We start from the raw sequence: 25,568 nt of genomic DNA, 5'->3' as shown, positions 1-25,568 counted from the left end.
ACCCCATCCTACCGGGCCACGAGCGTAAGGTTTCACTTCCGCCGCGGCGGGGAAAGGTGTTAGTCCCCGGCTACCGTCGGTGGCGATATGTCCGACTTGGGGGACTTCACCGATTTCGACGGCGACGACGGCGACGCCGAGAGCGCCGACGCCGCGACCGCCAGCGAGACAACCGAGACGACCGCCCAGTCGTCGGCGGAGACGGGAGCGAGCACCGCGACCGACGCGGCCACCGACCGAGACGACGACTTCGAGGAGGTCGACGACATCGGCCCGACCGGCGTCGACACCGGTCTCGGCGTCCTCTCGGCCGCGAACGGCCTTCGCATCAGCGAGGACGCCGAGGAGTGCGCGCTCCGGGCGTACGTCACCGCCGGGAACCGCTCGACGGTCCGCATCGGCAAGTACCTTCTCGTCCCCTACCCCGACGGCGAGCGCCTCTTCTGTCGCATCTCTGCCTTGGAGTACGCCCGCGAATTCCGCACCGACGACGCCACCGAGATTCACGCCCGCCGCGCGATGCGCGAGACGAGCATCGACGAACGCGACTTCAAGTTCATGGCCGAACTGGACCCGCTCGCCGTCCTCTATCAGGACGGCGGCGAACTGAAGCGGCGGATGACCGACCGGATACCGAAACCAGACACCGCCGTCCGGGAGGCCACCGACAAGTCCGAAATCAAGACCGGCCTGAAGATTCCCGAGGACGGCGTCTTCCTCGGTCACCTCTCGGTCGGCGGGGAGAAGGTCCGCACGAGCGCCGAACCGCCGACCATCGACTACCGCCTGAAGGACGACTACACCGACGGCGACCCCCTCATTTTCCGGCACACGCTGGTCGCCGGTGGCACGGGGTCCGGGAAGACCCACAGTTCGAAGAACGTCCTCCGGCAGTACCTCGGGCGGACCTACGAGATGAGCGACGGCCGCTCGCCCGAACTGGCCGTCGTCCAGTTCGACCCCCAAGACGAGTACGCCCAGATGCACGACGACAACCCCGACCTGACCGACGACTTCGCCCGCCGCTGTGAGCGCGAGGGGGTCGCCTACGGCGGGTACGACGACACTATCGCCTTCATCCCGAAGGTGGCCGGGACGAACTACAGCGCCAGTCACCACCACGCCGAACAGGTGGAGTTCACCATCCCCTTCTCGCTGGTCCACGGCAACCCGTGGCTCATCGCCGGGTCCAGCCTCAACGACAACCAGTACGGGGCCTTGGTCAACACCTTCCTGCCGCGGTTCAAGCGCGAGTACGGCCGGGGAGCCACCTACGACCAGTTCCTCACCTTCCTCGACGACCCGGCGCTGAAAGAGGAACTCCACGAGGCCGGTGACGTACACGAGGCAACCTTCGACGCCGTGAAACGGCGGGTCCGCGGGTTCGGGGCCGTCTTCGACCAGGACGCCGAACCCATCACCGACCAAGTCGCCCGCCTCGTCCGCGACGGCGGCCTCACCGTCATCCCCACCTACCACATCACCGATTCCCGGACGGCGTCGACCATCGTGCTCGCGGTGTCCAGCCTCCTCATCGACCAGAAACTCTCGAACGACCCGCGCTACGACCGCATCAAGGAGACGCCCCTCGTCCTCGGAATGGACGAGGCGCACAACTTCCTCACCGACGCCGACAGCGTCCAGGGCCGGAAGGTCATCGGGAAGTTCACCGAAGCAGCCAAACAGGGCCGGAAAGAGCGGTTGGGCCTGTACCTCATCACGCAGGACCCACAGGACATCGCCGACCCCGTGTTCAAGCAGATAAACACGACGATGGTCCTCAATCTGGGCGACGAGGACGCCATCAAGGCCGTGAACATCCCCAGCAACCTCGAATCGAAGGTGCCCTACATGGAGAAGGGCCAGCGCGTCGTCTACTCGCCGGACAACTCCGAACCCGTCGAACTCATCGGCCTCTCGACCTGTGTGACCCGCCACGGCCGGGACTGAGAGTCCGGTCACGGAACGCGGACAGAAAGCTCATGTGTCGGTGTCGATTCGACCACCATACATGAGTGGGACTTTCGAGCGGTCGCGAGCGACGCCCGGCGCGGCCGTCGACCAGAACGTGAGCAAAATCGTCGGGATGGGGACGGCCCTCGTCGCGGCGAACGTCCTCGTGATGTTGGCGCTGTCGTACACGCCCCTCGCGCCCCTCGGCGCGGCGCTGTTCTCGAACTTCTTCGTCGGCGTCGCCGCCTTCGCCGTCTCCGTCGGGGGCGGGTACTGGCTGGCGACGAAGGGCATCCAGCGGGACACTATGGGATTGGCCGCCGCTGGCGTCGCGCTGATTCAGAGCGGCTACGGCGTGTTCGGGGCGGCCTTGCTGTACGCCGTCGCGCCCTCGCTCCGCGTCCCGGCACTGGGTATCACAGCGGTCGTCACCGGCCTCATCACCGCCGCCATCACGCTGGTCGTCTTCCGCACCGACCACGACTTCTCGCGGTGGCAGACCTACGCGTTCGCCTGTTTCATCGGCGGCCTCGTCGTCGGCGCGGCGGGCGTGTTCGTCGCCTCGATACTGCTCGTCGTCGCCGGACTCCTCTTCTTCCTCGGGTTCGTCGTCGACCTGACCTACGAGATTTGGGCGGTGAAGACGAACCGCTACGCCAGCGACCTGCGCAACGCCATCGGCATCTACGTCGCTGTCATGGGCGTGTTCATCCACGTCCTCCAGTGGGTCCTGCGCGTCCTCTCGACGCTGGACCAGTAACCGACCATTCGGCGCGTATCTGTCGCTATCTGGCCTCTACTCCGAAGGAGTGTATATTCTGCCGCGAACCGAACTAGCACACGGTGTATCACGATGGTATCGATTACTCGCCGCGACGCACCGGCCGTCGTCGACGCGTATCTGGCCGTGTGGAACGAACGGGCGTACGAGACGATTCGGGACATCGTCGCGCCGTCGTTCGTCATGTACGAACCCGGCGCACCGGACGGGACGGTCCGCGGTCCGGGCGGCGTCGAAGAGTGGATACGGGAGTTCGCGACCGGGTTTCCGGACCTGCAGATAACCGTCGGCGACGTGCTCGCCGACGACGGCGTCGTGATGTTCGACGCGACGTTCACCGGGACCCACGACGGCGATTTCGACGGCATCCCGCCGACGGGTCAGCGGGTCGAAATAAACTTCATGGACAAGATGGAGGTCGAAGACGGACGGATTCAGCGCGAGTGGGTGTACTACGAGCCGCAGGAACTCGCCGCGCAACTCGACCTCGACGAGGAGTGAGGCACGTCCGACCATACTTTTACGCGGACCCCCCGCGTCAGTTCTCGTATGCAGGTCGCCGTCCTCGCCCACGAATCGTTCCCCGACCGCGCCAAGACGGCCGTCGGGTTGCTCCGCTACGGTGACCACGAGGTCCGCGCCGTCGTCGACAGAGAGCGCGCCGGAAGCCGCGTCGCCGACGTGCTCCCGGACGTACAGGACGCTCCCATCGTCGCATCGATGGCCGACGTGCCCGAGATAGACGCCCTCGTCGTCGGTATCTCGCCCATCGGCGGCCAGTTCGACGAATCGTGGCGTCCCGACGTGCGCGCGGCGCTGGAGCGGGGATGTACCGTCATGTCCGGCCTCCACGACTTCCTCGAAGACGACGAAGAGTTCGTCCGCCTCGCCGCCGAACACGGCGGGGCCCTCGACGACCTCCGGAAACCGCCCGACGACTTGACCGTCGCCGAGGGGACCGCGGGGGACGTGGACGCCACCGTCGTCACCACCGTCGGCACGGACTGCTCGACGGGGAAGATGACCGCCTCCTTCGAACTGCGCGACGCCGCGAGAGAGCGGGGCATCGAGGCGGCCGTCGTCCCGACCGGACAGACCGGCATCGCCATCACCGGATGGGGCATCGTCGTCGACCGGGTCATCTCGGACTACGCCGCCGGGGCCGTCGAGCGGTTGGTCCAGACGCCCGCGGACGCGGACCTGCTCATCGTCGAGGGGCAGGGGTCGCTCGCCCATCCGGCGTACTCCGGCGTGACGACGAGCATCCTCCACGGGTCCGCACCCGATGCGCTGGTGATGTGTCACAACGCCGGGCAGGAGGTGGTCCACGGCTACGAATCGTTCGCCATCCCGCCGCTCTCAGAGTACGTCGACCTCTACGAGCAGATGGCGGCCCCCGTCTCCGGCGCGGAGGTGGTCGCCGGGTCGCTGAACACCAGCAAACTCGACGCCGACGAGGCCGAGACGGCGGTGACCGACTACGCCGACGCCATCGGCGTCCCGGCGACGGACCCGGTCCGGGACGGCGTCCCCGACGAAGTGCTCGACGCGATTCTATGAACTGGCGCGTCGAACGCTACGACTTGCCGCTGTCGACGCCCTTCGGCATCGCCCGCCGGACCAGCGCCACGAGTCCCGCCGTCGTCGTCGAACTCACGCACGACGGCGTGACGGGGGTCGGCGCGGCGACGCCGACCGAGTACTACGGCGAGACGCCGACGAGCGTCGAGTCGACGCTCCCCACGCTGTTGGAGGCCGTCGCGGAAATCGGCGACCCCCACGCAGGGCAACGAATCGAGCGACGCTTGCGCGAACGGGCCCCGAAGGAACCGGCCGCGAGAGCGGCGGTCTCAATCGCACTCGCGGACCTCGCTGCCCGGTCGCTCGGTGTCCCCCTGTATCGCCAGTGGGGACTGGACCCCGACGCGGCCCCGCCGACGACCTATACGGTCGGCATCGACCCGCCGGAGAAGATGGCAGAGAAGGCCCGTGCGGCCGTCGACGCGGGCTTTTCGCGATTGAAAGTGAAACTCGGGGCCGAGGACGACCGGGCGCGGTTCGACGCCGTGCGCGAGGCCGCACCCGACGCCGAACTCCGCGTCGACGCCAACGCCGCGTGGGACGCCGAGAGGGCCGTCGAGAACGCCGGATGGCTGGCCGAGGCGGGGGTAACGATGCTCGAACAACCGGTTCCCGCCGACGACGTCGACGGGCTACGACGGGTCACGGAGACGACACCGATGTCCGTGTGTGCCGACGAGGCCTGCGTCACGGCGACGGACGTGCCCCGCGTCGCGGACGCCTGCGACGTGGTCAACGTGAAACTGATGAAGTGCGGCGGCCCGCGGGCGGCCCGCCGTATCGTCCACGCCGCCGACGCCCACCGCCTCTCGACGATGCTCGGGTGTATGGTCGAGTCCAACGCCTCCATCGCCGCCGCCGTCTCCCTCTCGCCGCTTGTCGACTACGTCGACCTAGACGGCGCGCTGTTGCTCGACGCGGACCCCTACGACGGCGTCCCCCTCGCCGACGACCGGTTCGACCTCCGGGCCATCGAGTCGGGGACGGGCGCGCGACCGACCCCCGACTTCGAGGCGTGACGGCGGCGCCGCTATCGGTCGACGAGCGAAAGAATTTGCTGGTGTAGGCCGGCGTCAGGCGCTCTCGGCGGCCTCGACCAATTCGGCGTAGTCCGGTTCGTTGGTCGGGTCGTCGGCGACCCAGTCGTAGGCGACGTCGCCCTCGTCGTCGACGACGAAAACGGCGCGGTTGGCGACGCCGAGGAGGCCGAGTTCCTCGATGTCGATTTCGAGGCCGTAGTCCTGAATGGCGTCCCGGTCCATGTCACTGAGGAGCGAGAATCCGAGGTCGTGTTCGTCGCGGAAGGCGTTGAGCGAGAACGCCGAGTCCGCGCTCAGACCGAGGACGGTCGCTCCGGCGTCGTGAAAGTCGCCGAGGTGGTCCTGCAGTGCGACCATCTCGTTGGAACACGGCGGCGTGAACGCGCCGGGGAAGAAGGCCAGCACGACGGGGCCGTCGTCGAGGTGGTCGTCGAGTTCGAACGCTTCTACCTCACCGTTCGCGACTGTCGCCGAGATGTTCGGCGCGGATTCGCCTGTGGAAACCATCACCCACGGCTTCGCGTTTGATTCGGATAAATGGTGGTAAGCCGGGAGCCGCTGCCCGAGTCCCGTAGCTACATGCCGAGAGCGGCCCAAGCGGGCGTATGCGACGGCTGCTGGCGGTCGCGCTCGTCGTCCTCGCGGGATGCTCGGGCGTCTTCGCCGACGACGGCCGACCGACCGAGACGGCCCCGGTGACGGCGGCCCCGGTCCCGGAGACGCCGCCAGCGCCGGTGACGCTCCCACAGAGCGAGGACGGGACGCCCGCCGTCGGTCAAATCGTCATCGGCCACCACCGGACGGTTAGCGAGCGGACCCTCCACCGCCGCGTGGTCACTGGGGGCGGCGAGACGGCCGTCGACGTGTGGGTCGACCGCGAGGCCGACGTGGCCCGCGTTCAGCGACGATACGGAAACTCGACGACGGACACCGTGGTCGCCGACGGCGTCCGCTACGAGCGGGGGGTCGAGCGACAGGTAGAGACGTCCATCGAAGTACCCTACGTCGAGACGGCGAGCGGGCTGTTCTTCCTCCAGCAACTCGTCTCGGGCCTCGTCTACAACCGGACGGGAACCGTCACCCGCAACGGGGAACGGTTGGCCGTCGTCAGCGCGAACACGACCAACTCGACCATCTCGCGGAGCGCGTTCAGAACGGTCGTCGCCGCCGACTCGCGCCTCTACGTCGACCGTCGGGGGGGCATCCGCTACGTGGACCACCGCGAGCGATACGCCGACGGGACGGTTCGGACGGTACGGATGCGCGTGCGGACCGACATCGACCGCGTGCCGATACCGCCGTGGCTGGACGGGACGGCCGTCTACGGCTGACTCAGAGCCATTCGTCGAAGGTGTGGTGCTCGCGGCTGTTCGCGATGTAGTCCCGCTGCATCGCCTCGATGGCGTCGCCGACGGCCTGCCCGTCGTCGAGGTACTCGCGGACGCGCCCGACCTTCCACGAACTCGGCGTCGCTCCGGCCTCGTAGCGGGCCTCGATGGGCGCGAGATATTCGTCGACGGTCGCCTCGGGGACGCCCTGCGCGTCGAGGCCGAGGCGGGCGTAGCGGAACACCTCGTCGAAGATGACCGAGTGGTCCGTCGTCCGCTCGCCGTGGGTCGACACCCACGAGAGGTCGGCGTCGAGGCCGTCCTCCGCGGCGGCGTAGAAACTCCGCTCGGCCTCCTGCCACGGCAGTTCCGCGAGCGGATGGTCCGCGACGACGAGGCCGCGAATGAGGCCAGCCGTCAGCGCCTGCAAGCCGACGATGTCGTCGACGTGCGGTTGGGTCGGCAGGGGCCGGTACTCGATGCGGAGCGACCGTTCGCTCGCGACGCCGTCGACCGGCGTGCCGCCGGCGACACAGCGGAGCCACCGCCAGTAGGTCCCGCGCTTGTGGTCGAACTCCCAGAACTCGTCTTCGAAGCCGCGTCGGTCGCCGTCTGCCAGCCACTCACGCAGGAACGGCGCGAAGAGTTCGTCCGCCACGACGCGGTCGACTACGTCGGTCACGTCGTCGATGTCGCTCGGGACCCGCACCTTCGGCCGGTCGCCCGTGTTGACCGACTGTTCGAAGGCCGCGATGCGCAGTTCGTGGTGGGTGTTGTCACACAGCCACGCGCCGTCGACGCCGTCGTACATGTCCGCCGGGAGGAACGGCGAGTTCGCCGACAGCGCAAGCAGGGGGCCGAGGGTCCGAATCGCGGCGTTGTAGTAGTCCGGGAACGCATCGCTGTCGGGAATCTGGAGGTGTGGCTGGATGGAGGTCGCCAGCGACTCGAAGAGGATGGTCGGAAACGCGCCGTCGTACCCCGGGACCGAGAAGTCGATTTCGCCACCGGCGTGGCCGAGTGCCTCGTTGTCCAGCGCGACATATCGGGGGGCCTGCCGCATGTTCTCGGCTATCACCACGCCCTCACGTTCCTCGTGGGCCGAGAGGTACGCCTCGCTTCCTTCCTCGGGAGGGATGGTCCACATCGCGTCCAAGACGAGTTCGCAGTTCTGGTTGCTGGCCTGTTGGCGGGCCTGCTTCGTCTGCATCTCGACGGCGGTGGTCTGGACCGCCATCCCGCTCCCGTCGAAACTGTTGGGTTCGGTGTTGACCTCGGCGTTGTGCAGGCCCAGTTCCTTGTTGGCCTCGCCCTCGAACACCACGTCGGGGAGACGCGTGAGTCGCCCTTCCCAGTCCGCTGGGTCCATGTACGGTTCGTCGTCGTCCGTGGCGGCCACCTCGACCGCGGGTTCGCTCTCGTCTTCGGTCGCTATCGTCTCGTCTTGGGCCAGCGGACTGTCCGGGTCCACGTCGAGCGAGGGTCCGTCGCCGCCGTTCTCGGTGTCGTCGGCGTCTTCCACGTCCAGTGACGCACCGGTGTCTGATTCCAGCGCGTCGTCGGCCCCTCCCTCGGGGTCTAACGACGCGCCGCTGTCCGGTTCGAGCGACGCACCGCCACCGCCCGACTCGGCGGCCGGTTCTAGCGAGTCGTCCCACGCGTTCGACCCGCCCGAGGGGTCGTCGTCGAGGTCCGCTTCGCTCACTTCCTCCTCGGCCTCGGGTTCGGGGTCCGGCGGGTCCGGTTCGCTGTTGATGGCGTACAACTCGATTTCGAGACCGACCGAGAACGCGTCGTTGTCGAACTCCCCCGCCTCGATGGCCCGTTCCAACTCTCTCGCCTGCGCGTCGACCCGGTCTTCGAACTCCGTGTACGTCTCGGCGGCGAGCGACCGGCGTACCAGGTCGACGATATCGTCCATGTGCTGTGTGTGTCGGTGCCTCCCTTATAACTGCCGCGGCGGTTACGGTGGCCGCGCGCTTCGGTCGCCGTCGAGAACCAGCACGTGGCTCGCCGTTTTGCGGGCCGTTCGCTACGCTCAGCGTTTCGCGGCGTACTCCACGGCCCACTCCGTTCGCCGTTCCGTCTCGAGGGCCGACTCCCTCACTGTCGCTCGCTCGTCGTTCCTCACCGCTGCGCTGTTCCGAGACGCTTCGGTACGCTCAGCGTCTCGCCCTACTCGAACAAATCTTCGTGCCGCGCGGCGAGATTGGCGTAGTCGCCCGAGGAGAAGGCCTCGAACACTTCGTCGGGGTCGATGTTCGTCTCCGAGAGCGGGGTCACCTGCGCGGGACTCCCGCGGACGAACGACTCCGGCGGGACTTCGTAGCCCGGCGGGACGACGGTTCCCATGGCGACGATTGACCTCTTGCCGATGATGGCGTCGCTGACGGTGGAGTTGAACCCGACGAGCGCGCCGTCGCGCACCTCGGCGTCGTTGAGGACGGCCCCGTGGCCGACCATCACCTTCTCGCCGACCGAGGAGGCGTGAAGGATAGCGCCGTCGCCGATGGCGCTCTGGCGGCCGACTTCCACGGGTCCCACGTCGCCGCGGAGGACGCACCCCGGCCAGACGTTGGCGTTCGGACCGATGCTCACGTCGCCGACGACGGTGGCTTCGCGGCTGACGTGCGCGTATCCGTGGATGTCCGGCGTGGCTCCCTCGAACTCGTACTCGCGGCTGTCCATACCGGTACAGCGTGTGGGTTATCCGAAAAGATACCGGTCACTTCACTCGACAGAGAGGTCTCCCTCGGGCCGGTACGGCGCGGTCAGTCGATGTGGACGACCAGCACCGGGACCGGCGCGTTCTCGACGACGCGTTCGGTGACGCTCCCGAGGTTCGCCACGCGGTTGCGGCCGGTGCGCCCGTGCGTGCCCACCACCATGAGGTCGATACCCTCCGCCTCGGCGTACTCGGTGATGACCTTGTGCGGGATGCCCTCGGCCATCTCCGTCACCGTCTCCAGTCCCGCTTCCTCTCCTCTGACGGCGACGTCGTCCAGCGCTACCTCCCCCTCCTCTTCGAGCGACTGCCGAACGTCGTCCTGTGTGTCTTTCTCCGCCGCGAGGTAGAGGCGTCTGTCGACGACGTAGAGACCGTGCAACACTGCGTCGTTGTCGCGGGCGATGGCGACGGCGTGGGTGAGCGTCTCCGTAGCGCCCGAACTGCCGTCTGTCGCGACGAGTACGTTGTCGTACATCGACACTCACGTCTCCGCGCCCCCGACACATAGAACTCCCTGTTGACACACCACACGACCATCTCGACTGAGGCGATTTACCACTGTTTACCGAATCGGTAAGCGCGGCATTACTTGTCAACCAGCATACTTTTACCCATCGGCCCGTACTATGGTATCAGTATGCACGGGAGTGACCAGAGACGGGGTGTTCGAGCGGCGTTGTACCTGCGGTCGCTACTACCGGAGAGCTACCATCAGCAACAGACCGCGGTCCTCGACCGGACGGCCGCGCTGGTCGAGGACGGACCCCTCGCCGAGCGGAACGTCCACGTCTGGGGCGACCGAGCGCCCGCGAATCGGGCGGACGCTCGGACCGCCGTCGGCGAGTACGCCCGCGACCGCGTCACCGTCTTCCGCGAGTGGGCGGCGGCCAACGGGCTTTCGCTGACGCCAGCCTTCGAGATGCGAGAGGTCGACGCGACGATGCACGACACCCACTACCGGGCTATCCGGTTCCCGGCGGTGCTGTTGGCCGAGTACCGCGGCGCCGACCTCGTCTGCGTCACGCCCCACACCGACGGCGACGAGGTGACGACCGTCTCCGACCGACTGGCGGAACTGGAGGCTGGCGACCCGACGCAGTACGAGGCGATAGCGCAGGCCGCCGTCGCGGACCCGCCAACCCGCGTCGCATCCGTCCGGTCGGTCACGGAGGAAGAGGACGCGGACGGGGCCGACCACGACCTCCTGACGACGAACTGATTCGAGGGCGGGCGTCCGCGTCTCAATACACTTATCCCCGGCGGCTATCGTATCCACGGGTATGAGTACGGTCACGGTCACGCTGCCGGACGGGTCCACGTTAGAGATGGACGCCGGTAGTACGGTCGAAGACGTCGCCTACGAAATCGGACCGGGACTCGGTGACGACACCGTCGCGGGCGTCGTGGACGGCGAGTTAGTCGACAAGCACACGGCCATCGAGACGGACGTCGAACTGGTCATCGTCACACCCTCCAGCGACGAGTACGTCGACGTGTTGCGCCACTCGGCCGCCCACGTCTTCGCACAGGCGCTCCAGCGCGAGTTCCCCGAGGCGACACTGACAATCGGACCGTGGACCGACGACGGTTTCTACTACGACATCACCGGCGTCGACTTAGACGAGGACGACTTGGAAGCCATTGAGGACGAGGCCGAGGCCATCATCGAGGAGGACTACGACATCGAACGCGTTCTCGTCGACCGCGATGAGGCCTTCGAGCGCTACGAGGACAACCCGTTCAAGCAGGACATCCTCGAAACCGAGGCCGCCGGTGAGGACCCCGTCTCCGTCTACGAACAGGGCGAGTTCTACGACCTCTGTCAGGGCCCCCACGTCGAATCGACCGGCGAAATCGGTGGGTTCGCCCTGCTGGAAATCTCGGCGGCGTTCTGGCGCGGCGAGGAGGACAACGAGACGCTCACCCGCGTCTACGGGACTGCCTTCCCCACCCAGAGCGAACTGGACGACTACCTCGAACGCCGACAGAAGGCCCAGGAGCGCGACCACCGCAAAATCGGCCAGGAGATGGACCTGTTCTCCATCGACGACACCACCGGCCCGGGCCTCCCGCTGTACGAACCGAACGGCAAGAAGATTCTCAACGAACTGTCGGACTACGTCGCCGAACTGAACCGCGACGCGGGCTACGACGAAATCGAGACGCCACACGTCTTCCGCACGGAACTGTGGAAGAAGTCCGGCCACTACGACAACTACGTCGACGACATGTTCCTGCTGGAGGTCAACGACGAGGAGTACGGCCTCAAGCCGATGAACTGTCCCGGCCACGCGACCATCTTCGACCAGAAGTCGTGGTCCTACCGTGACCTCCCCGTTCGCTACTTCGAGGACGGGAAGGTGTACCGCAAAGAACAGCGCGGCGAACTGTCGGGCCTCTCGCGGACGTGGGCGTTCACCATCGACGACGGCCACCTGTTCGTCCGGCCCGACCAGATAGAACAGGAGGTGCTGGCCACCGTCGACATCATCCTCGACACGCTGGACACGTTCAACCTCGACTACACCGTCCAGTTCGCCACCCGGCCCGAGAAGTCCGTTGGCAGCGACGAAATCTGGGAGAAAGCGGAGTCCCAACTCGAATCGGTTCTCGACGCTCAGGACATCGACTACGTCGTCGAGGAGGGCGACGGCGCGTTCTACGGTCCCAAAATCGACTTCGCCTTCGAGGACGCACTCGGGCGCAACTGGGACGGCCCCACGGTCCAACTGGACTTCAACATGCCCGAGCGGTTCGACCTGACCTACACGGGCGAGGACAACGAGGACCACCGCCCGGTGATGATTCACCGCGCGCTGTACGGCTCCTACGAGCGGTTCTTCATGGTGTTGACCGAGCACTACAACGGGAAGTTCCCGCCGTGGTTGGCCCCCGAACAGGTCCGTATCCTCCCCGTTTCCGACGACAACATCCCCTACTGTGAGGAACTGCAAGACGAACTTGGCGACTTCCGGGTCAAAATCGAAGACCGGTCGTGGACCGTCGGCCGGAAGATTCAGCAGGCCCACGACGACCGGGTCCCCTACATGCTCATCATCGGCGACAACGAGGAGAACGCGGGGGACATCTCGGTGCGCGACCGCAAAGAGCGCGAGGAGAAGGAAATCGACCTCGCCGAGTTCCGCGACCACCTCGAAACCGAAGTCGAACAGCAGCGGACCGCCGTGACGTTCCTCGCCGGACGGTAGCCGCCGTCCCGACGGCGCTGTCGGCGTGCCACGTCTTCGCACGAACGTGCGTTTTTATCGGAGGCGCGAGAGGCCCCCCGTATGGCAGATTCCGACCGCGACCAGCCCAGCGACACCATGCGCGGACGGGCCGACGAGCGGGCGAGCGTCATCTGGTTCCTGTTGGACGCGGACCGCCGACTCGTCGCCGCGCTGTTCTCGGCGCTGCTGTTCGCCACCATCCTCGTCTTCGGCGTCGCCCATCCCACGTCCGCGCACACGCTGCTGGTCCGCGGCGACCCCATCGAGACGCTGTACCAGGCGCTCATCACCGGCACGATTACCGCCGTCACGCTGATTCTGACGCTGAGCCAACTCGTCCTCTCGCAGGAACTCGGCGCGGCCGGTGACCAGCGCGACCGGATGAGCGGCGCGATGACATTCCGCGAGAACGTCGCCGACGCCGTCGGCGCGGCCGTCAGTCCGGCGGAACCGTCCGCGTTCCTCCGCTCGCTCGTCCGCGCGACCAAAGAGCAGGCCCAGGCCCTCGACGACGCCGTCGACAAAGGCGCGGTGAGCGACGACCTCTCGGACCTGCTGTCGACGTACCTCGACTCTATCGTCGGCAACGCCGAGACCGTCACGGAGCAACTCGAAGGCGCGAACTTCGGCGAGTTCGACGTTGTCAAAGCCGCCCTGAACTACAACTACTCGTGGAAACTCTACGCCGGGCGACGCATCCGACGGGAGCACACCGACGACCTCTCGCAGGATGCGCTGGACAAACTCGACGACCTCTTGGAGACGCTCGAACTGTTCGGCCCGGCCCGCGAACACTTCAAGACGCTGTACTTCCAGTGGGAGCTATCGAACCTCTCGCGGACGCTCCTGTACGTCGCCGTCCCCGCGCTCGCCGTCGCCATCTCGTCGCAGGTATTCTTCGACCCGCGGGACTTCGCCGGAACGACGCTCTGGGTCGCTGATTCGCTGTGGATACTGGTGACGACGACGACCATCTCGCTGGTCCCCTTCACCATCCTGCTCGCGTACATCCTCCGCATCGTCACCGTCACCAAGCGGACCCTCTCCATCGGCCCGTTCATCCTCCGGGAGACGGACCGCTCGGTCGACGTGTCGTGGGAGTAAGCAGCCGCCCACCAGCATTTATCCCACAGACGGTCGTTTCGCGTAGACATGGCCCCGCTATCGGCGGGCGCGCTCGTCGTGTTCGCGCTCATCGCCGCCGCGCTGACGCTGTTCGTTACCGAGTGGCTCTCGCCGGACATGACGGCCATCGCCGTCCTCGTCTCACTGGCCGTCCTCGAACCGTACACGGGCGTCCCGGCCCGCGAGGCCATCGAGGGGTTCGCCAGCCCCGCCGTCGTCACCATCGTCGCCATGTACATCCTGAGCGCCGGTGTCGAGCAGGCCGGACTGGTCGACTGGCTTGCCGCGCGACTGGCGACGCTGACCCGTGGGGACGAGAACCGGTTGCTGGCCGCCATCGTCGGCACGACGAGCGTCAGCGCCGGGTTCGTCAACAACACTCCTATCGTCGCCGTGTTCATCCCGCTGGTGACGAGTCTCGCCGAGCGCTACCGCATCTCGCCGTCTCGACTCCTCCTCCCCCTGTCGTTCGCCGCGATGCTGGGCGGCACGCTGACGCTCATCGGGACGACGACGAACTTGCTCGCGAGCGACATCTCGCGCGACCTGCTCGGCGAACCGTTCTCGATGTTCACGCTCACGCCCGTCGGCGTCGTCGTCCTCCTGGTCGGGGTCGCCTACCTCCTCACCGTGGGTCAATCGCTCGTCCCCGAACGGATCCACCCGGCCGCGGACTTCACCGAGGAGTTCGATATGGACCGCCACCTCGCGCAGTTGACGGTTCGAGAGTCCTCGCCGCTGGTCGGCCTGACCGTCGCGGAGGCGCTGGACGGCGGGGAACTCGAAGCGCTGGTCGACGAAACGGACGGAGTCGCCGCCACTGCCGACGAGGAAGCGCCGTCCGACGCGGTGGACCCCATCGACGTCGACGTGCTCCAAATCGACCGCGACGGCGAATCGTTCTTCGCGACGGCGACCGACTGGCCGATTGAAGCCGACGACGTACTGACGGTCCGGGGGAGCAAGCAGGCGGTCAACCAGTTCGCCGAGCGGTACGAACTCCGGCAACTCCCCCGCGAGTCGGTGACCGAGGAACTACTGGCCGAGAGCGGCCACGCCGGTATCCTCGCCGAAGCCGTCGTCGACGGCGAGTCCCGACTGCTCGGGCGGACGCTCGGCGACGTTGGCCTCCGCTCGCGGTTCGACGTGACCGTGCTGGCGATTCGCCGGGGCGACACCGTCATCCGCGAGGGGTTCGCGGGGGTCGAACTCGCCGCGGGTGACACGCTGTTGGTCCAGACGCCGGTCGACGAGATCCTCCACTTGGACGAGGAGGGGTATCTCGTCCTCACCGAGGGGCCGCCCGAACTGTTCGACGTCATCCACGACGAGGCCGCGCCGCCGACGCTCGGCCCGCGGGCACTGGTTCCCGTCGGTATCCTTGTCGCCGTCATCGCGCTTGCGGCCCTCGGTGTCGTCCCCATCTACATCGCCGCGCTGGGCGGCGTCGTGGCGATGGTCGCCACCGGGTCGCTGAGCGCCTCGCGGGCCTACGACGCCGTGAGTTGGAACGTCGTCTTCCTGCTGGCTGGCCTCCTCCCCCTCGGTGCGGCGATGCAGGCGACCGGCGGCGCGACGTTCGTCGGCGGCCTCCTCGCCGGTGCGGGTACCGTCCTCCCGCCGCTCGCGTTGCTGGCGCTGTTCTACCTCCTGACAGCCGTAATCGCTAGCGTCATCACCCCTGTCGCGACGGTGGTTCTGCTCGCACCCATCGCCGTCGCCACGGCGCAGGACGTGGGCCTCTCCGGCGCACCGTTCCTGTTCGTCGTCACGTTCGCCGTCGCCACCGCCTTCCTCACGCCCGTCGGCTACCAGACGAACCTGATGGTGTACGGGCCGGGCGGCTATCGGTTCACAGACTACGCCCGCGTCGGCGGGCCGTTACAACTCCTGCTGTGTGCGGTGACGACGGTCGGCGTCGCAGTCGTCTGGCCGCTGTAATCAGGCCTGCTCGTCGTCTTTCAGTTCTTCGAGTTCCGCCTCGACTTCGCTCTCGTCGACCTCGACGGATTCGACGGTGTCGTCGGCGAGTTCCGCCTCCAGTTCGGCTTCTTCCTCGCTCGGTTCGGCATCCGCGTCGCCCTCGTCGCTCTCGTCGGCCTTCCCCATCTCCCGTTTCAGCGTGTCGAGTTCGGCGTCGACGGCCCCCTGTTGCTGGATGTCGTCGAGTTCGCGCTCCAGCGAACTCTTCTCCGAGAGTTGGTCGTCCAGCACGCCGTCGTCGCGGAGTTCGTCCATCGCCTGGGCGCGGGCCTCCATGTCCTCGGTACGCTCCTCTGCGCGCTCGATGGCGCGGTTCACGTCCTCCATCTCGTCGCCCGCGCCGGTCATGGCCTCGTTGACCCGCTTGGAGGCCTCGGCGGCCTCGTAGCGGGCCTTCATCGTCTCTTTCTTCGTGCGGAACTGCTCTATCTGGCGCTGGAGTTCGTCTTTCTGCTCGACGAGTTGGTCCTGCTGGGACTGGAGTTGCTGAATCTGGCTGTCCAGTTCCTCTATCTGGGTCATCTTCTGTTTCTTCTTCTCAAGGGCCTGTCGAGCGAGGTCCTCTCGGTCCTGCTTGACCGCCTGTCGCGCCTGGTCGTTGTGCTTCTCGACGTTCTCTTCGAGGCGGCGCTTCTGAATCTCCAGTCGCTTCTTCTGGGTCGTGAGGTCGGCGATGCCCTGCTTGACGTCCTGCAGTTCGTTCCGCAACTGCTCGTAGCTGTAATCGAGGGTCTCGGCGGGGTCTTCAGAGCGATTGAGCACCGCGTTCACCTTCGACCGGATGATGTACGAGGCGCGCGAGAGGATTCCCATGGCACAAAGTTCGGTGCTGTCGACTTAAATTTCTTCCACTACTCGCCCCCCTGAGACGACTGGCTGCGGTCCCCCACCAGTCGAAACCACGTCCGCTCGACGGCCGCCCACTTCGCGTCGACCACCAGCGGGAGGGCGAGCAAGAACACGACCAGCAGGACCGAGAAGACGTCGTCGGGGAGGCCAAAGGAGGGGACGAGGCTCCCGACGAACGCGCCGGTGTGTGAACCCGCGATGATAAAGCGGAGTTGGCGGACGCTGCGGCGACGGCGACAGATACAGGCCCGCAGGGGCCGACCCGGCAAGTATGAGCGACCCGGTCCACGTCCCCGGCGGCCGCCGCGTCGTCGGCAGTCTCGACGCGCCCGACGCCGACCGAGTCGTCGTCGCGTGCCCGCCGCATCCGCGGCACGGCGGCCGCCGGTCCGACCAGCGACTGCGCGCGGTGAGCGACGCCCTCGCCCCCGACGCGGCCTGCCTCCGCTTCGACTACGGCCCGTGGGACGAGGGGCGCGGCGAGCGAGTCGACGCCGAGAACGCCCTGTCGTGGGCGCGCTACCGCTACGACACGGTCGGTCTGTTCGGCTACAGTTTCGGGGCGAGCATGGCGCTGTGTGCGGCCGCGAGCGTCGCCGAAGCAGACGCCCCCGACGCCCTCTCGGTACTGGCCCCGCCGAGCGAGTTCGGGAGCGGCGACACCGACCCGGTCGCCGCGCTCGACGGCATCGACTGCCCCGTACAGGTCGTCTACGGCGAGCGAGACGACACCGTCGACTGGCGACCCGTCGTCGACCGCGCCCGCGAACTGGGCCACGCAGTCGAGTCGGTCCCCGGCGACCACCACTTCGTCGGGCAAGCCGGGGCGGTCGCCGAGGTCGTGTCGAACTTTTTCAAAACCCGTCTGTGACCTGTAGCGCGCCGCCCGCCGCGGCACTGGTCCAGTCGAGTGCGACCACCCGGCCGTCGCCGTAGCGCACCAGCACCTCCGCGCCGCCGTCCCCGTCGAGGTCCGCTGCCGTGACGAACGTCCAGATGGGGACCGAGCGCTCGTAGGCCGCCCGCTCCTCACCGGTTCGGCCGTCCAGCACCGCGACGGTGCCCCCGTTTGTCAGCGCCACCACCTCGTCGCCGCCGTCGCCGTCCACGTCGGCGAGTCGCGGCGCGTACGTCGCCTGTCGCTCCCCGCCGCCGAGCGACGTCCGCCAGTCCGTCTCGCCGGTGGCCGTGTCGACGGCGAGTACGGTCCCGCCAGCCACGCCAGCGTACACCTCCGTCCGGCCGTCGTCGTCGGCGTCCCCCGCGTCGTGAAGCCGCGGCGTGCCCGCCACGTCGACCGTCCACAGTCGCTCGCCGGTCGCTCCGTCGAGGGCCATCAGCGTGCCGGTGGTCCCCGTCAGTATCGTCCCGTCCGACCCGACGGCGAGGGTGGTCGCCGACGCCTCGGTTCGCCAGCGCTCGGTCCCGTTCGATTCGTAGACGACGACGGCCTCGTCGCCGCCGACGACCACCTCCGTCTCGTCGTCGCCGTCCGCGTCGACCACTCGCGGGGCCGCCCACACCGTCATGTTCGTGTCCCGACGCCAGACCGCGGTGCCGTTCCCGTCGGCGACGACGAGCGTTCCCGCGATGTCGCTGGTGACGAGTTCCGGCGTGCCGTCCCCCGTCACGTCGCCGACCGCTGGCTTGCCGTAGCCGTACGTCGACAGCGGGACGCGCCACCGTTCGGTCCCGGTGGCGGCGTCGAGGACGACCAGCGCGTTCTGCGTCGTCCCGACGGCCACCTCCAGTCCGCCGTCACCGTCCACGTCGGCGATAGCCGGTTCCGTGAGCGCGTGGGTGAAACAGTCCTCGGCGGGGACGCTCCAGCGCCAGCGGGTCGCGCCGTCGCTCGGCCTGAGTCGTGCGAGCGAGCACGAGTCGGGACCGATAGGTTCGGCGTTCGGAACCGCCGCGACGGGCGCGACCACTACGTTGCCGCGCGGCCCGACGCCGACGGCGTGGTGGTTCACCTCGTTCTCTCGGGCGGTGTCGCTCACCCACGTCTGCGTGAGCGCCCCGCCGTCGGCCGCCACCCCAGCGACGGCGACGGAAGCGAGTGCGACACAGCACAGCACTGCGGCGAGAGCGGTCCGGGGTCGCATCACCGTACGTCGACCGTCGGCGGGTATAAGCCCGACCATCGCGCGGGCCTTCCGCAAGCGAGAGCGGTACGTACTTCCACGACGACGGCCGAGTGCCTGCAGATGAACGGCCGAGCGAGCCATCGTCGCCGGACCGCCCTCGCGGGAGCGACGGTGTTCGCGCTCCTCGCCGCGACCGGGACGGCCAGCGCCCACGGCGCTATCGGGGGCGGAATCGAGACCCCGATTCCGCTGTGGTTGCTGTACGTCGGGGCCGGTGGGACCGTCGCGCTGACCGCCGGGTTGCTGGCCCTCGGGGACCGAACGGGACCCGCCGATGCACCCCGCTCGCTCGCGGTCCCGTTTTGGGCGGCACAGACGCTGCGAAACGTCGGGCGGGCGCTCGGCCTGTTCGCGCTGGTCGCCGTCCTCGCCGGGGGCCTCCTCGGTCAGCAGATTCAGTCCGAGAACGTCGCGACGGTGCTGTTCTGGCCGGTGTGGCTGAAAGGCCTCGGCCTCTTCGCGCTCGTCTTCGGGAGTCCGTGGCGCGTCTGCTCCCCGTGGGGGACGCTCTACGCCGCGCTGACGTGGCTCGAAGGGGAGCCACCCGCCGTTCTCGGTTCGTACCCCGACCGCCTCGGGAGTTGGCCCGCCGTCGTCGGGTTCGGCCTCGTGGTCGGCGTCGCGGAGAACCTCACGACCCTGCCGCGGTCACCGCGGCTCACGGCGGCGCTGGTGGCCGCCTACGCGCTGGCGATGCTCCTCGGGGCGCTGGCGTACGGTCCCGCGTGGCTCCGGCGCGCCGACGCGCTCGCGGTCCTGTATCGCCTGTTCGGGCGGGTCGCGCCGGTTCGCGCCGACCGTGAACGTGGCGGGTACCGACTCTCGTTCCGCGCCCCGTGGCATGCCTGCACGCGCCCGGTCGGCGACGCCTCGATGGTGGCCTTCGTCGTCCTCGCGCTGTACACCGTCAGCTTCGACGGTCTGACCGAGACGGTGGCGTTCCGGAATCTGCTGGCCGCGGTCCCAGACTCCGTCGGACCCACGCCCGCGGCTATCGTCCTCTACGCCGTCGGGTTCGCGCTCTTCCTCGGGAGCTATCGGCTCGCCGTGGCCGTCGTCGCAGCACTTGGTGAGTCGGACGCGTCGCGACGTGCGACCGAGGCCTTCGCGGCCTCCTTGCTCCCCATCGCCGGGGCCTACGAAATCGCCCACACCTACCCGTTCGTCCTACGGAACCTCGGAGGACTCGTCGAACTGGCGAGCGGCGGCCTGTTCGGCCCGAACCCCGCCGCCGCCCTGTCGTTGCCGGTGTTCTGGGGGTCGCAAGTCCTGCTCGTCGTCCTCGGCCACGTCGTCGCCGTCGTCGCCGCTCACACCGTCGCTGTCTCTCGGTACGGCCGCGTCGGCGGCCGACGGGCACACCTCCCGCTGGTGGTCGTGATGGTCGGGTACACCGTCCTCTCGCTGTGGATTATCTCACAGCCCGTGGTAAACTGAACGCCCGTTGCCGTCAGTTCAGCGGGCATACACTTATGTTTGTAACAGACAATAGTGATATATATGTCGACAGTGGGACGAACACCGGTACGGCGACGGGCGAGTCACGGCGCGGTGTCGCTCGCGGCGGGCTTTCTCGCCGGGTTCGCGTTCTTCGTGACCATCGGGGCGGCGACGGGCGACGCCGTCTTCTCGGCGCTGTCGCTGGCGCTCCTCGTCGCGGCCCATCGGGCGTTGTTCCGGTAGCCGACGCTGCTGCCGAAACCCACAGGCTTTCACGCAGTCACGGCCCCGTAGCGGTAGATGAGTCCCGCGAGTCGCGCCGGGCGCGAGTTCGCCGCTCTCTCGAAAGGGTTGCTGTTCGTCTCCATCCCCGTCATCGCCCTGCTGGCCTTCTTCCTGATGCACCTGAGCGAACTCCCGGACACCCATCTGCTGGTCGTCGGCGGACACACCCTCGGCTATGCGCCGTTCGCCCTGCTCGCGGACTACGTGGACCGGGTGACGAGCGTCTCCCAGCGCACCGGCGCGGCCGGGCAGTTCGTCATCGACCACGCCGAGCGACGCCTCTCGCTGGACGAGTGAAACGGGACGCATGTCCAGTTTCTGACTGACAGTGCGTGACGAACCGGGGGTGTCCCGAAACGGTTTTGGCGACACGAAGTCCACCGTCGGTATGCCGACGGAACCCGAGACGGACTACGACCCGGAACTGGGTCGGAAGTTCATCTTTGTCACCGGTGGCGTGATGTCTGGCCTGGGGAAAGGCATCACCGCCGCCAGCACCGGACGCTTGCTCAAGAACGCCGGGTTCGACGTCACCGCGGTCAAAATCGACCCGTACCTGAACGTCGACGCCGGGACCATGAACCCCTTCCAGCACGGCGAGGTGTACGTGCTGAAAGACGGCGGCGAGGTCGACCTCGACTTGGGGAACTACGAGCGGTTCCTCGACATCGACATGACCTTCGACCACAACGTCACGACGGGCAAGACCTACCAGCACGTCATCGAGAAAGAACGCGCGGGCGACTACCTCGGTCGCACCGTCCAGATTATCCCGCACATCACCGACGACATCAAGCGGCGCATCCGCGAGGCCGCCGAGGGCAACGACGTGTGTATCATCGAAGTCGGCGGCACCGTCGGCGACATCGAGGGGATGCCCTATCTGGAAGCCCTGCGCCAGTTCGCCCACGAGGAAGACGAGGACGACATCCTCTTTACCCACGTCACGCTCGTCCCCTACTCGAAGAACGGCGAGCAGAAGACCAAACCCACTCAACACTCCGTGAAGGAACTGCGGAGCATCGGCCTCCAACCGGACATCCTCGTCGGTCGCTGTTCGGACAAACTCGACATCGACACGCGCGAGAAGATAGCGCTGTTCTGTGACGTGCCCACGGAAGCGGTGTTCTCGAACCCGGACGTGGACGACATCTACCACGTCCCGCTGATGGTCGAAGAGGAGGGCTTGGACGAGTACGTGATGGAGGAACTCGACATCGCCGACGAGGCCCTGCCCGAGGGCGAACGCGAGAACCGCTGGCGCGAACTCGTCACCCAGCAGACCGAGGGCGACGTGGACGTGGCCCTCGTGGGCAAGTACGACTTAGAGGACGCCTACATGTCCGTCCACGAGGCGCTGAAACACGCCGGACTGGAGAAGAACGTCGACGTGAACGTCCACTGGGTCGACTCCGAGAAGATGCCCGACCACCACGAAGACCGGATGCGCGAGGCAGACGCCATCGTCGTCCCCGGCGGGTTCGGAACCCGTGGCACGCAGGGGAAGATAGACGCCATCCAGTACGCCCGCGAGAACGACGTTCCCTATCTCGGTCTCTGTCTGGGCTTCCAACTCGCGGTCATCGAGTACGCCCGGAACGTCCTCGGCCTCGACGACGCCCACTCGGCGGAACTCGACGAAGACACGCCCGACCCCGTCATCGACATCCTCCCCGAGCAGTACGAAATCGAAGACATGGGCGGGACGATGCGACTCGGCGCGCACGACACCGACATCGAAGCCGGGACCCTCGCCGCGGCGCTGTACGGCGGCGAGTCCTGTACGGAACGACACCGGCACCGCTACGAGGTCAACCCCGAGTACATCGAGCGGTTGGAAGACGCCGGGCTGAAGTTCTCCGGGCGTTCGGGCAACCGTATGGAGATACTCGAACTCGCGCCCGACGATCACCCGTACTTCATCGGGACGCAGTTCCACCCCGAGTTCCGGTCCCGACCCACGAGAGCGAGTCCGCCCTTCGTCGGCCTGCTGGAGGCCGTCGTCGGTGACGACCCGCACGCCGTCGAGACGGAGGAGGTGAGCCACTGATGGTGAACGTCGAGGAGTTCATCGAGGAGGCCAAAGCCGAAATCGCCGAGGAAATCGGCGACAAGCACGCCGTCATCGGACTATCGGGCGGCGTCGACTCCTCTACCGCGGCGGCGCTGGCCTACGAGGCCATCGGCGACCAGTTGACCGCGGTGTACGTCGACACCGGCCTGATGCGGAAAGGCGAGACCGAGGAGATTCGCGAGACGTTCGACTACATGGACTCGCTCCGCATCGTCGAGGCCCAGGACCGCTTCCTCGACGCGCTGGAAGGCGAGACGGACCCCGAGGAGAAGCGCCACATCATCGGCGAGCAGTTCATCCGGGAGTTCGAGGAGGTCGCTCGGGAAGTCGACGCCGACTACCTCGTGCAGGGGACCATCTACCCCGACCGCATCGAGAGCGAGGGGACCATCAAGTCCCACCACAACGTCGGCGGCCTGCCCGAGCGCATCGACTTCGATGGCATCGTCGAACCGATGCGGGACCTCTACAAGGACGAGGTCCGGGAAGTCGCCCGCGAACTCGACCTCGAAGAGATAATCTCCGAGCGGATGCCGTTCCCCGGCCCCGGGCTGGCCGTCCGCATCATCGGCGAAGTGACCGAGGAGAAACTCGAAGTCGCCCGCGAGGCCAACCACGTCGTCGAGGAGGAGTTAGAAGAGTACGAACCGTGGCAGGCCCTCGCCGCCGTCATCGGCAAGGCCACAGGCGTCAAGGGCGACAACCGCGTTCACGGGTGGGTCGTCGCCGTCCGCTCCGTCGAGTCGCGCGACGGCATGACCGCCCGCGCGCAGGAACTGGACTGGGACACCCTCCAGCGGATGCAGTCCCGCATCACCGGCGCTCACGAGAACGTCGCTCGCGTCGTCTACGACGTGACGCACAAGCCACCGGCGACCATCGAGTACGAATGAAGGTCATCCTCGTTGGCTCGGACCCCGACGGTATCACGGACGCACTCGAAGCGGAGGGCCACACGGTCACTGTCGCCGACGTGGGCAACCGCCCCGGCCTCGAGGAGGGCGGCGTCCACGACGCCGACGTGTACCTCCTGACGGAGATGGCGCAGGCCACCTCTATCGCCGTCGCCAAGGACCTCAACCCCGACCTCCGCATCGTCGTCTACGCCGAAGGCTCCCTGCCGGACTTCGCCAGCAGGCAGGCGGACCTCGTGGTCGACCCGAACCTGCTGGACCCCGCGGCCGTCGCCGAGGAACTGTAACTACAGCGTCGCCGCCAGTTCGGCGAGACGCGCCTGCCCTCGTCTTTTGAACGGCACGCCGTGGCCCATCGCGGCCACGTCGAACGGCGGCGCGCGGTCGGCGAACTCGCGGATACTCCGCGTCACTTCCCCCGCGTCGTAACTGATGAGCCACGGCGACGGCGAGAGGGCGCCCCCACTCTCCCGGACGAGGTCACCGAGGAACGCCGTCGACAGCGTCTCGCTGACGTAGCAGACGTGGCCGGGCGTGTGGCCCGGTGTGTCGTAGACGGTGAAACTGCCGACGGTGTCGCCGTCGTCGACCGGTTCGACCGGGTTGTCTGGGACCGAGGTGAAGCGGCCTGCGAGTCGTTGAACGAGGCCCTTGTGGTTGGAGAGCGGCGACGCTCGCGCACCCGTGACGAGCGGTGCGTCGTCCGCGCCGACGTAGATGGTCAGGTCGCTCCCGTCGAACATCGGCAGGCCGCCGACGTGGTCCACGTCGTAGTGGGTCAGCAGGATGCGCTCCAGATCACGGACCTCGAATCCCGCCTCGCGGAGGCCCGCCAGCAGTTTCGTGCCGTGCCACGGCATCCCGGCGTCGACCAGCGTCAGCGTCCCGCCGTCGTCGACGAGGTACGCGTTCACGCCCGAGAGGTCGTACCACCAAACGTCGTCCGAGAGCGGCGTCACCATACCCGGTCGTAGGGGTGCCCGCGTCAAAACGCTTACACAAGAGCGGTATCGGTCGGTCAGGGAACGGCGGCATGGTCCGCGACACGATAGTCTCGTGGCGGACGTTCGCCCTCTCTCTGTTGTTCCCGCCGCTGGCAATCCTCGCCGTCGTTCTCTTTCCGCTGACCATCGCGGTGTTGCTGTGGCTCTACTACCGCGGGAAGACGCAGACACGCACCGAACGAGCGGCCGGTGTGAGCGGCGGAGCGGCCGACGGCCGCGAGTCAGAACGGTAACTGCGACCGGAGGTAGTGATAGCCGGTCTTGGCCTTCGACGGCGACCGAATCTCGGCCATCTCCTCGTCGGTCAACTCGAAATCGAAGATAGCGAGGTTCGCGTCCAGATGCTCGCGGCTGGAGGCCTTGGGAATGGCGGCGACGCCCGGTTGTTGAACAAGCCAGCGGAGCGCCACCTGCGCGGGCGACTTGCCGTAGCGGTTCCCGATTTGGACGAGCGCCGGGTCGTCCAACACGCCGCCGCGGGCCAGCGGACTGTACGCCGTCAGCAGCACGTCGTGGATGCGGCAGTAGTCGAGCAGTTTCCGCTGGTCCCAGTAGGGGTGGTACTGGACCTGGTCGGTGAGGATGGGGGCGTCGGAGAGTTCGCGCGCCTCGTCCAGCAGCGAGGGCGAGAAGTTACTGACGCCGATGTGGTCGACGAGGCCGTCGTCGACGAGGTCGTTCATCGCGCCGAGCGTCTCGGAGAGGGCGGGCATCCACGGCAGGTTCGGCCAGTGGATGAGCAACAGGTCGAGGGAGTCCGTCCCGAGTCGATTCATGCTCTCGCGGGCCGACTGCCGGACCCGCCGGGCACTCCGGTTGCCGCCGTCCAGTTTCGTCACCAGAAACACGTCCTCGCGGTCGACGTCTGCGGCTTGGATACCCATGCCGACCTGTCGCTCGTTGCCGTACGCCTGGGCGGTGTCGACGTGTCGATAGCCCATCTCGAGGGCCGTCTGGACCGTCTCGCGACAGCGAGGCCCGGTCAGTTGCCACGTGCCGAGGCCGAGGGCGGGGACCGAGGCGTCTTGGACCTGAATCACGTCCATGGACGAACTAGGTGGGCCACGGTCAAAACGCCAGTGCCGACGGCCCGACGACGGCCGAGC

At 67.4% G+C, this 25,568-nt stretch carries 27 protein-coding genes; 18 read left to right on the top strand and 9 right to left on the bottom strand.

Going from position 1 to position 25,568, the window contains the following annotated elements:
- Positions 1 to 87: 87 nt before the first annotated feature.
- From NJQ44_RS14455 to NJQ44_RS14435, 5 genes are all read left to right on the top strand, one after another.
- Positions 88 to 1,950 (top strand): ATP-binding protein, encoded by a 1,863-nt coding sequence (locus NJQ44_RS14455; RefSeq protein ID WP_254272057.1) that lies wholly within the window; start codon positions 88 to 90, stop codon positions 1,948 to 1,950.
- Between the two features lie 61 nt (positions 1,951 to 2,011).
- Positions 2,012 to 2,713, top strand: a complete 702-nt coding sequence (locus NJQ44_RS14450) for a Bax inhibitor-1 family protein (RefSeq protein ID WP_254272056.1) — start codon at positions 2,012 to 2,014, stop codon at positions 2,711 to 2,713.
- A gap of 93 nt (positions 2,714 to 2,806) precedes the next feature.
- Positions 2,807 to 3,235 (top strand): ester cyclase, encoded by a 429-nt coding sequence (locus tag NJQ44_RS14445; protein WP_254272055.1) that lies wholly within the window; start codon positions 2,807 to 2,809, stop codon positions 3,233 to 3,235.
- A 48-nt stretch (positions 3,236 to 3,283) separates the two neighbouring features.
- On the top strand, positions 3,284 to 4,294 hold the full coding sequence (locus NJQ44_RS14440; RefSeq protein WP_254272054.1) for an N-acetyltransferase DgcN family protein: 1,011 nt from the start codon (positions 3,284 to 3,286) through the stop codon (positions 4,292 to 4,294).
- A complete protein-coding gene (locus tag NJQ44_RS14435) occupies positions 4,291 to 5,334 on the top strand; it encodes a dipeptide epimerase (RefSeq protein ID WP_254272053.1) in 1,044 nt (347 codons plus the stop codon). The genes NJQ44_RS14440 and NJQ44_RS14435 overlap by 4 nt, the downstream gene beginning before the upstream one ends.
- A gap of 54 nt (positions 5,335 to 5,388) precedes the next feature.
- Here NJQ44_RS14435 and NJQ44_RS14430 read toward each other — a convergent pair whose 3' ends face one another.
- On the bottom strand, positions 5,389 to 5,862 hold the full coding sequence (locus NJQ44_RS14430; protein WP_254272052.1) for a redoxin domain-containing protein: 474 nt from the start codon (positions 5,860 to 5,862) through the stop codon (positions 5,389 to 5,391).
- A gap of 98 nt (positions 5,863 to 5,960) precedes the next feature.
- Here NJQ44_RS14430 and NJQ44_RS14425 point away from each other — a divergent pair, with 98 nt between their 5' ends.
- The gene (locus NJQ44_RS14425) at positions 5,961 to 6,686 is read left to right on the top strand and encodes a hypothetical protein (RefSeq protein WP_254272051.1); all 726 of its coding nucleotides are present in this window, start codon (positions 5,961 to 5,963) and stop codon (positions 6,684 to 6,686) included.
- A 1-nt stretch (position 6,687) separates the two neighbouring features.
- Here the strand turns inward: NJQ44_RS14425 and NJQ44_RS14420 are convergent, their stop codons facing one another.
- The 3 genes from NJQ44_RS14420 to NJQ44_RS14410 all read right to left on the bottom strand — a co-directional run bounded on the left by NJQ44_RS14420 (position 6,688) and on the right by NJQ44_RS14410 (position 9,886).
- A complete protein-coding gene (locus tag NJQ44_RS14420; RefSeq protein ID WP_254272050.1) occupies positions 6,688 to 8,604 on the bottom strand; it encodes a glutamate-cysteine ligase family protein in 1,917 nt (638 codons plus the stop codon).
- A 254-nt stretch (positions 8,605 to 8,858) separates the two neighbouring features.
- Positions 8,859 to 9,371 (bottom strand): gamma carbonic anhydrase family protein, encoded by a 513-nt coding sequence (locus NJQ44_RS14415; RefSeq protein WP_254272049.1) that lies wholly within the window; start codon positions 9,369 to 9,371, stop codon positions 8,859 to 8,861.
- Between the two features lie 83 nt (positions 9,372 to 9,454).
- Entirely contained in the window at positions 9,455 to 9,886 is a 432-nt protein-coding gene (locus tag NJQ44_RS14410; protein ID WP_254272048.1) for a universal stress protein, read from the bottom strand.
- A 162-nt stretch (positions 9,887 to 10,048) separates the two neighbouring features.
- On the opposite strand from NJQ44_RS14410, the gene NJQ44_RS14405 reads away from it, so the two are divergent.
- The 4 genes from NJQ44_RS14405 to NJQ44_RS14390 all read left to right on the top strand — a co-directional run bounded on the left by NJQ44_RS14405 (position 10,049) and on the right by NJQ44_RS14390 (position 15,707).
- Positions 10,049 to 10,630, top strand: a complete 582-nt coding sequence (locus NJQ44_RS14405) for an HTH domain-containing protein (protein ID WP_254272047.1) — start codon at positions 10,049 to 10,051, stop codon at positions 10,628 to 10,630.
- A gap of 61 nt (positions 10,631 to 10,691) precedes the next feature.
- On the top strand, positions 10,692 to 12,620 hold the full coding sequence (gene thrS / locus NJQ44_RS14400) for a threonine--tRNA ligase (RefSeq protein WP_254272046.1): 1,929 nt from the start codon (positions 10,692 to 10,694) through the stop codon (positions 12,618 to 12,620).
- An 81-nt stretch (positions 12,621 to 12,701) separates the two neighbouring features.
- A complete protein-coding gene (locus NJQ44_RS14395; RefSeq protein ID WP_254272045.1) occupies positions 12,702 to 13,745 on the top strand; it encodes a DUF7972 family membrane protein in 1,044 nt (347 codons plus the stop codon).
- 48 nt (positions 13,746 to 13,793) lie between these two features.
- On the top strand, positions 13,794 to 15,707 hold the full coding sequence (locus NJQ44_RS14390; RefSeq protein ID WP_254272044.1) for an SLC13 family permease: 1,914 nt from the start codon (positions 13,794 to 13,796) through the stop codon (positions 15,705 to 15,707).
- On the opposite strand, the gene NJQ44_RS14385 is transcribed toward NJQ44_RS14390, so the two are convergent.
- Positions 15,708 to 16,562: a PspA/IM30 family protein gene (locus tag NJQ44_RS14385; RefSeq protein ID WP_254272043.1), complete on the bottom strand. Its 855-nt coding sequence runs from the start codon at positions 16,560 to 16,562 to the stop codon at positions 15,708 to 15,710.
- 38 nt (positions 16,563 to 16,600) lie between these two features.
- On the bottom strand, positions 16,601 to 16,867 hold the full coding sequence (locus NJQ44_RS14380) for a hypothetical protein (RefSeq protein WP_254272042.1): 267 nt from the start codon (positions 16,865 to 16,867) through the stop codon (positions 16,601 to 16,603).
- A 2-nt stretch (positions 16,868 to 16,869) separates the two neighbouring features.
- On the opposite strand from NJQ44_RS14380, the gene NJQ44_RS14375 reads away from it, so the two are divergent.
- Positions 16,870 to 17,469 (top strand): dienelactone hydrolase family protein, encoded by a 600-nt coding sequence (locus tag NJQ44_RS14375; protein ID WP_254272041.1) that lies wholly within the window; start codon positions 16,870 to 16,872, stop codon positions 17,467 to 17,469.
- Here NJQ44_RS14375 and NJQ44_RS14370 read toward each other — a convergent pair.
- Entirely contained in the window at positions 17,453 to 18,703 is a 1,251-nt protein-coding gene (locus NJQ44_RS14370; RefSeq protein ID WP_254272040.1) for an outer membrane protein assembly factor BamB family protein, read from the bottom strand. The two genes, NJQ44_RS14375 and NJQ44_RS14370, sit on opposite strands and share 17 nt — an antisense overlap.
- Positions 18,704 to 18,805: 102 nt before the next feature.
- Here NJQ44_RS14370 and NJQ44_RS14365 point away from each other — a divergent pair, with 102 nt between their 5' ends.
- The 6 genes from NJQ44_RS14365 (at position 18,806) to NJQ44_RS14340 (ending at position 23,745) form a co-directional block, all read left to right on the top strand.
- Positions 18,806 to 20,182, top strand: a complete 1,377-nt coding sequence (locus tag NJQ44_RS14365) for a hypothetical protein (RefSeq protein ID WP_254272039.1) — start codon at positions 18,806 to 18,808, stop codon at positions 20,180 to 20,182.
- 63 nt (positions 20,183 to 20,245) lie between these two features.
- Positions 20,246 to 20,428 carry a hypothetical protein gene (locus tag NJQ44_RS14360; RefSeq protein ID WP_254272038.1) on the top strand — a complete coding sequence of 61 codons (183 nt, stop codon included), beginning with the start codon at positions 20,246 to 20,248 and terminating at the stop codon, positions 20,426 to 20,428.
- Between the two features lie 57 nt (positions 20,429 to 20,485).
- The gene (locus tag NJQ44_RS14355) at positions 20,486 to 20,767 is read left to right on the top strand and encodes a DUF7972 family membrane protein (RefSeq protein WP_254272037.1); all 282 of its coding nucleotides are present in this window, start codon (positions 20,486 to 20,488) and stop codon (positions 20,765 to 20,767) included.
- A 91-nt stretch (positions 20,768 to 20,858) separates the two neighbouring features.
- Positions 20,859 to 22,520 carry a glutamine hydrolyzing CTP synthase gene (gene pyrG / locus NJQ44_RS14350; protein ID WP_254272036.1) on the top strand — a complete coding sequence of 554 codons (1,662 nt, stop codon included), beginning with the start codon at positions 20,859 to 20,861 and terminating at the stop codon, positions 22,518 to 22,520.
- Positions 22,520 to 23,437 (top strand): glutamine-hydrolyzing GMP synthase, encoded by a 918-nt coding sequence (gene guaA, locus NJQ44_RS14345; RefSeq protein WP_254272035.1) that lies wholly within the window; start codon positions 22,520 to 22,522, stop codon positions 23,435 to 23,437. The genes pyrG and guaA overlap by 1 nt, the downstream gene beginning before the upstream one ends.
- A complete protein-coding gene (locus NJQ44_RS14340; RefSeq protein WP_254272034.1) occupies positions 23,434 to 23,745 on the top strand; it encodes a DUF7126 family protein in 312 nt (103 codons plus the stop codon). The genes guaA and NJQ44_RS14340 overlap by 4 nt, the downstream gene beginning before the upstream one ends.
- On the opposite strand, the gene NJQ44_RS14335 is transcribed toward NJQ44_RS14340, so the two are convergent.
- Entirely contained in the window at positions 23,746 to 24,420 is a 675-nt protein-coding gene (locus NJQ44_RS14335; RefSeq protein ID WP_254272033.1) for an MBL fold metallo-hydrolase, read from the bottom strand.
- Between the two features lie 71 nt (positions 24,421 to 24,491).
- Between NJQ44_RS14335 and NJQ44_RS14330 the strand changes: the two genes are divergently transcribed.
- Positions 24,492 to 24,695, top strand: a complete 204-nt coding sequence (locus NJQ44_RS14330) for a hypothetical protein (RefSeq protein ID WP_254272032.1) — start codon at positions 24,492 to 24,494, stop codon at positions 24,693 to 24,695.
- On the opposite strand, the gene NJQ44_RS14325 is transcribed toward NJQ44_RS14330, so the two are convergent.
- On the bottom strand, positions 24,684 to 25,508 hold the full coding sequence (locus tag NJQ44_RS14325; RefSeq protein ID WP_254272031.1) for an aldo/keto reductase: 825 nt from the start codon (positions 25,506 to 25,508) through the stop codon (positions 24,684 to 24,686). The genes NJQ44_RS14330 and NJQ44_RS14325 overlap by 12 nt on opposite strands.
- Positions 25,509 to 25,568: the final 60 nt, after the last annotated feature.

The sequence above is a fragment of the Haloarcula marina genome, assembly GCF_024218775.1.
In the GTDB taxonomy this organism is placed as follows: Archaea; Halobacteriota; Halobacteria; order Halobacteriales; family Haloarculaceae; genus Haloarcula; species Haloarcula marina.
Note: the sequence above shows the minus strand (reverse complement) of the source record. Positions and strands in the feature narration are given on the sequence as shown.

Excerpts from the sequence above, each read along its gene's own strand:
- NJQ44_RS14455 (WP_254272057.1), top strand. The coding sequence starts at position 88 with ATGTCCGACTTGGGGGACTTCACCGATTTCGACGGCGACGACGGCGAC.
- NJQ44_RS14450 (WP_254272056.1), top strand. The coding sequence starts at position 2,012 with ATGAGTGGGACTTTCGAGCGGTCGCGAGCGACGCCCGGCGCGGCCGTC.
- NJQ44_RS14445 (WP_254272055.1), top strand. The coding sequence starts at position 2,807 with ATGGTATCGATTACTCGCCGCGACGCACCGGCCGTCGTCGACGCGTAT.
- NJQ44_RS14440 (WP_254272054.1), top strand. The coding sequence starts at position 3,284 with ATGCAGGTCGCCGTCCTCGCCCACGAATCGTTCCCCGACCGCGCCAAG.
- NJQ44_RS14435 (WP_254272053.1), top strand. The coding sequence starts at position 4,291 with ATGAACTGGCGCGTCGAACGCTACGACTTGCCGCTGTCGACGCCCTTC.
- NJQ44_RS14430 (WP_254272052.1), bottom strand. The coding sequence starts at position 5,862 with ATGGTTTCCACAGGCGAATCCGCGCCGAACATCTCGGCGACAGTCGCG.
- NJQ44_RS14425 (WP_254272051.1), top strand. The coding sequence starts at position 5,961 with ATGCGACGGCTGCTGGCGGTCGCGCTCGTCGTCCTCGCGGGATGCTCG.
- NJQ44_RS14420 (WP_254272050.1), bottom strand. The coding sequence starts at position 8,604 with ATGGACGATATCGTCGACCTGGTACGCCGGTCGCTCGCCGCCGAGACG.
- NJQ44_RS14415 (WP_254272049.1), bottom strand. The coding sequence starts at position 9,371 with ATGGACAGCCGCGAGTACGAGTTCGAGGGAGCCACGCCGGACATCCAC.
- NJQ44_RS14410 (WP_254272048.1), bottom strand. The coding sequence starts at position 9,886 with ATGTACGACAACGTACTCGTCGCGACAGACGGCAGTTCGGGCGCTACG.
- NJQ44_RS14405 (WP_254272047.1), top strand. The coding sequence starts at position 10,049 with ATGCACGGGAGTGACCAGAGACGGGGTGTTCGAGCGGCGTTGTACCTG.
- thrS (WP_254272046.1), top strand. The coding sequence starts at position 10,692 with ATGAGTACGGTCACGGTCACGCTGCCGGACGGGTCCACGTTAGAGATG.
- NJQ44_RS14395 (WP_254272045.1), top strand. The coding sequence starts at position 12,702 with ATGGCAGATTCCGACCGCGACCAGCCCAGCGACACCATGCGCGGACGG.
- NJQ44_RS14390 (WP_254272044.1), top strand. The coding sequence starts at position 13,794 with ATGGCCCCGCTATCGGCGGGCGCGCTCGTCGTGTTCGCGCTCATCGCC.
- NJQ44_RS14385 (WP_254272043.1), bottom strand. The coding sequence starts at position 16,562 with ATGGGAATCCTCTCGCGCGCCTCGTACATCATCCGGTCGAAGGTGAAC.
- NJQ44_RS14375 (WP_254272041.1), top strand. The coding sequence starts at position 16,870 with ATGAGCGACCCGGTCCACGTCCCCGGCGGCCGCCGCGTCGTCGGCAGT.
- NJQ44_RS14370 (WP_254272040.1), bottom strand. The coding sequence starts at position 18,703 with ATGCGACCCCGGACCGCTCTCGCCGCAGTGCTGTGCTGTGTCGCACTC.
- NJQ44_RS14365 (WP_254272039.1), top strand. The coding sequence starts at position 18,806 with ATGAACGGCCGAGCGAGCCATCGTCGCCGGACCGCCCTCGCGGGAGCG.
- NJQ44_RS14360 (WP_254272038.1), top strand. The coding sequence starts at position 20,246 with ATGTCGACAGTGGGACGAACACCGGTACGGCGACGGGCGAGTCACGGC.
- NJQ44_RS14355 (WP_254272037.1), top strand. The coding sequence starts at position 20,486 with ATGAGTCCCGCGAGTCGCGCCGGGCGCGAGTTCGCCGCTCTCTCGAAA.
- pyrG (WP_254272036.1), top strand. The coding sequence starts at position 20,859 with ATGCCGACGGAACCCGAGACGGACTACGACCCGGAACTGGGTCGGAAG.
- guaA (WP_254272035.1), top strand. The coding sequence starts at position 22,520 with ATGGTGAACGTCGAGGAGTTCATCGAGGAGGCCAAAGCCGAAATCGCC.
- NJQ44_RS14340 (WP_254272034.1), top strand. The coding sequence starts at position 23,434 with ATGAAGGTCATCCTCGTTGGCTCGGACCCCGACGGTATCACGGACGCA.
- NJQ44_RS14335 (WP_254272033.1), bottom strand. The coding sequence starts at position 24,420 with ATGGTGACGCCGCTCTCGGACGACGTTTGGTGGTACGACCTCTCGGGC.
- NJQ44_RS14330 (WP_254272032.1), top strand. The coding sequence starts at position 24,492 with ATGGTCCGCGACACGATAGTCTCGTGGCGGACGTTCGCCCTCTCTCTG.
- NJQ44_RS14325 (WP_254272031.1), bottom strand. The coding sequence starts at position 25,508 with ATGGACGTGATTCAGGTCCAAGACGCCTCGGTCCCCGCCCTCGGCCTC.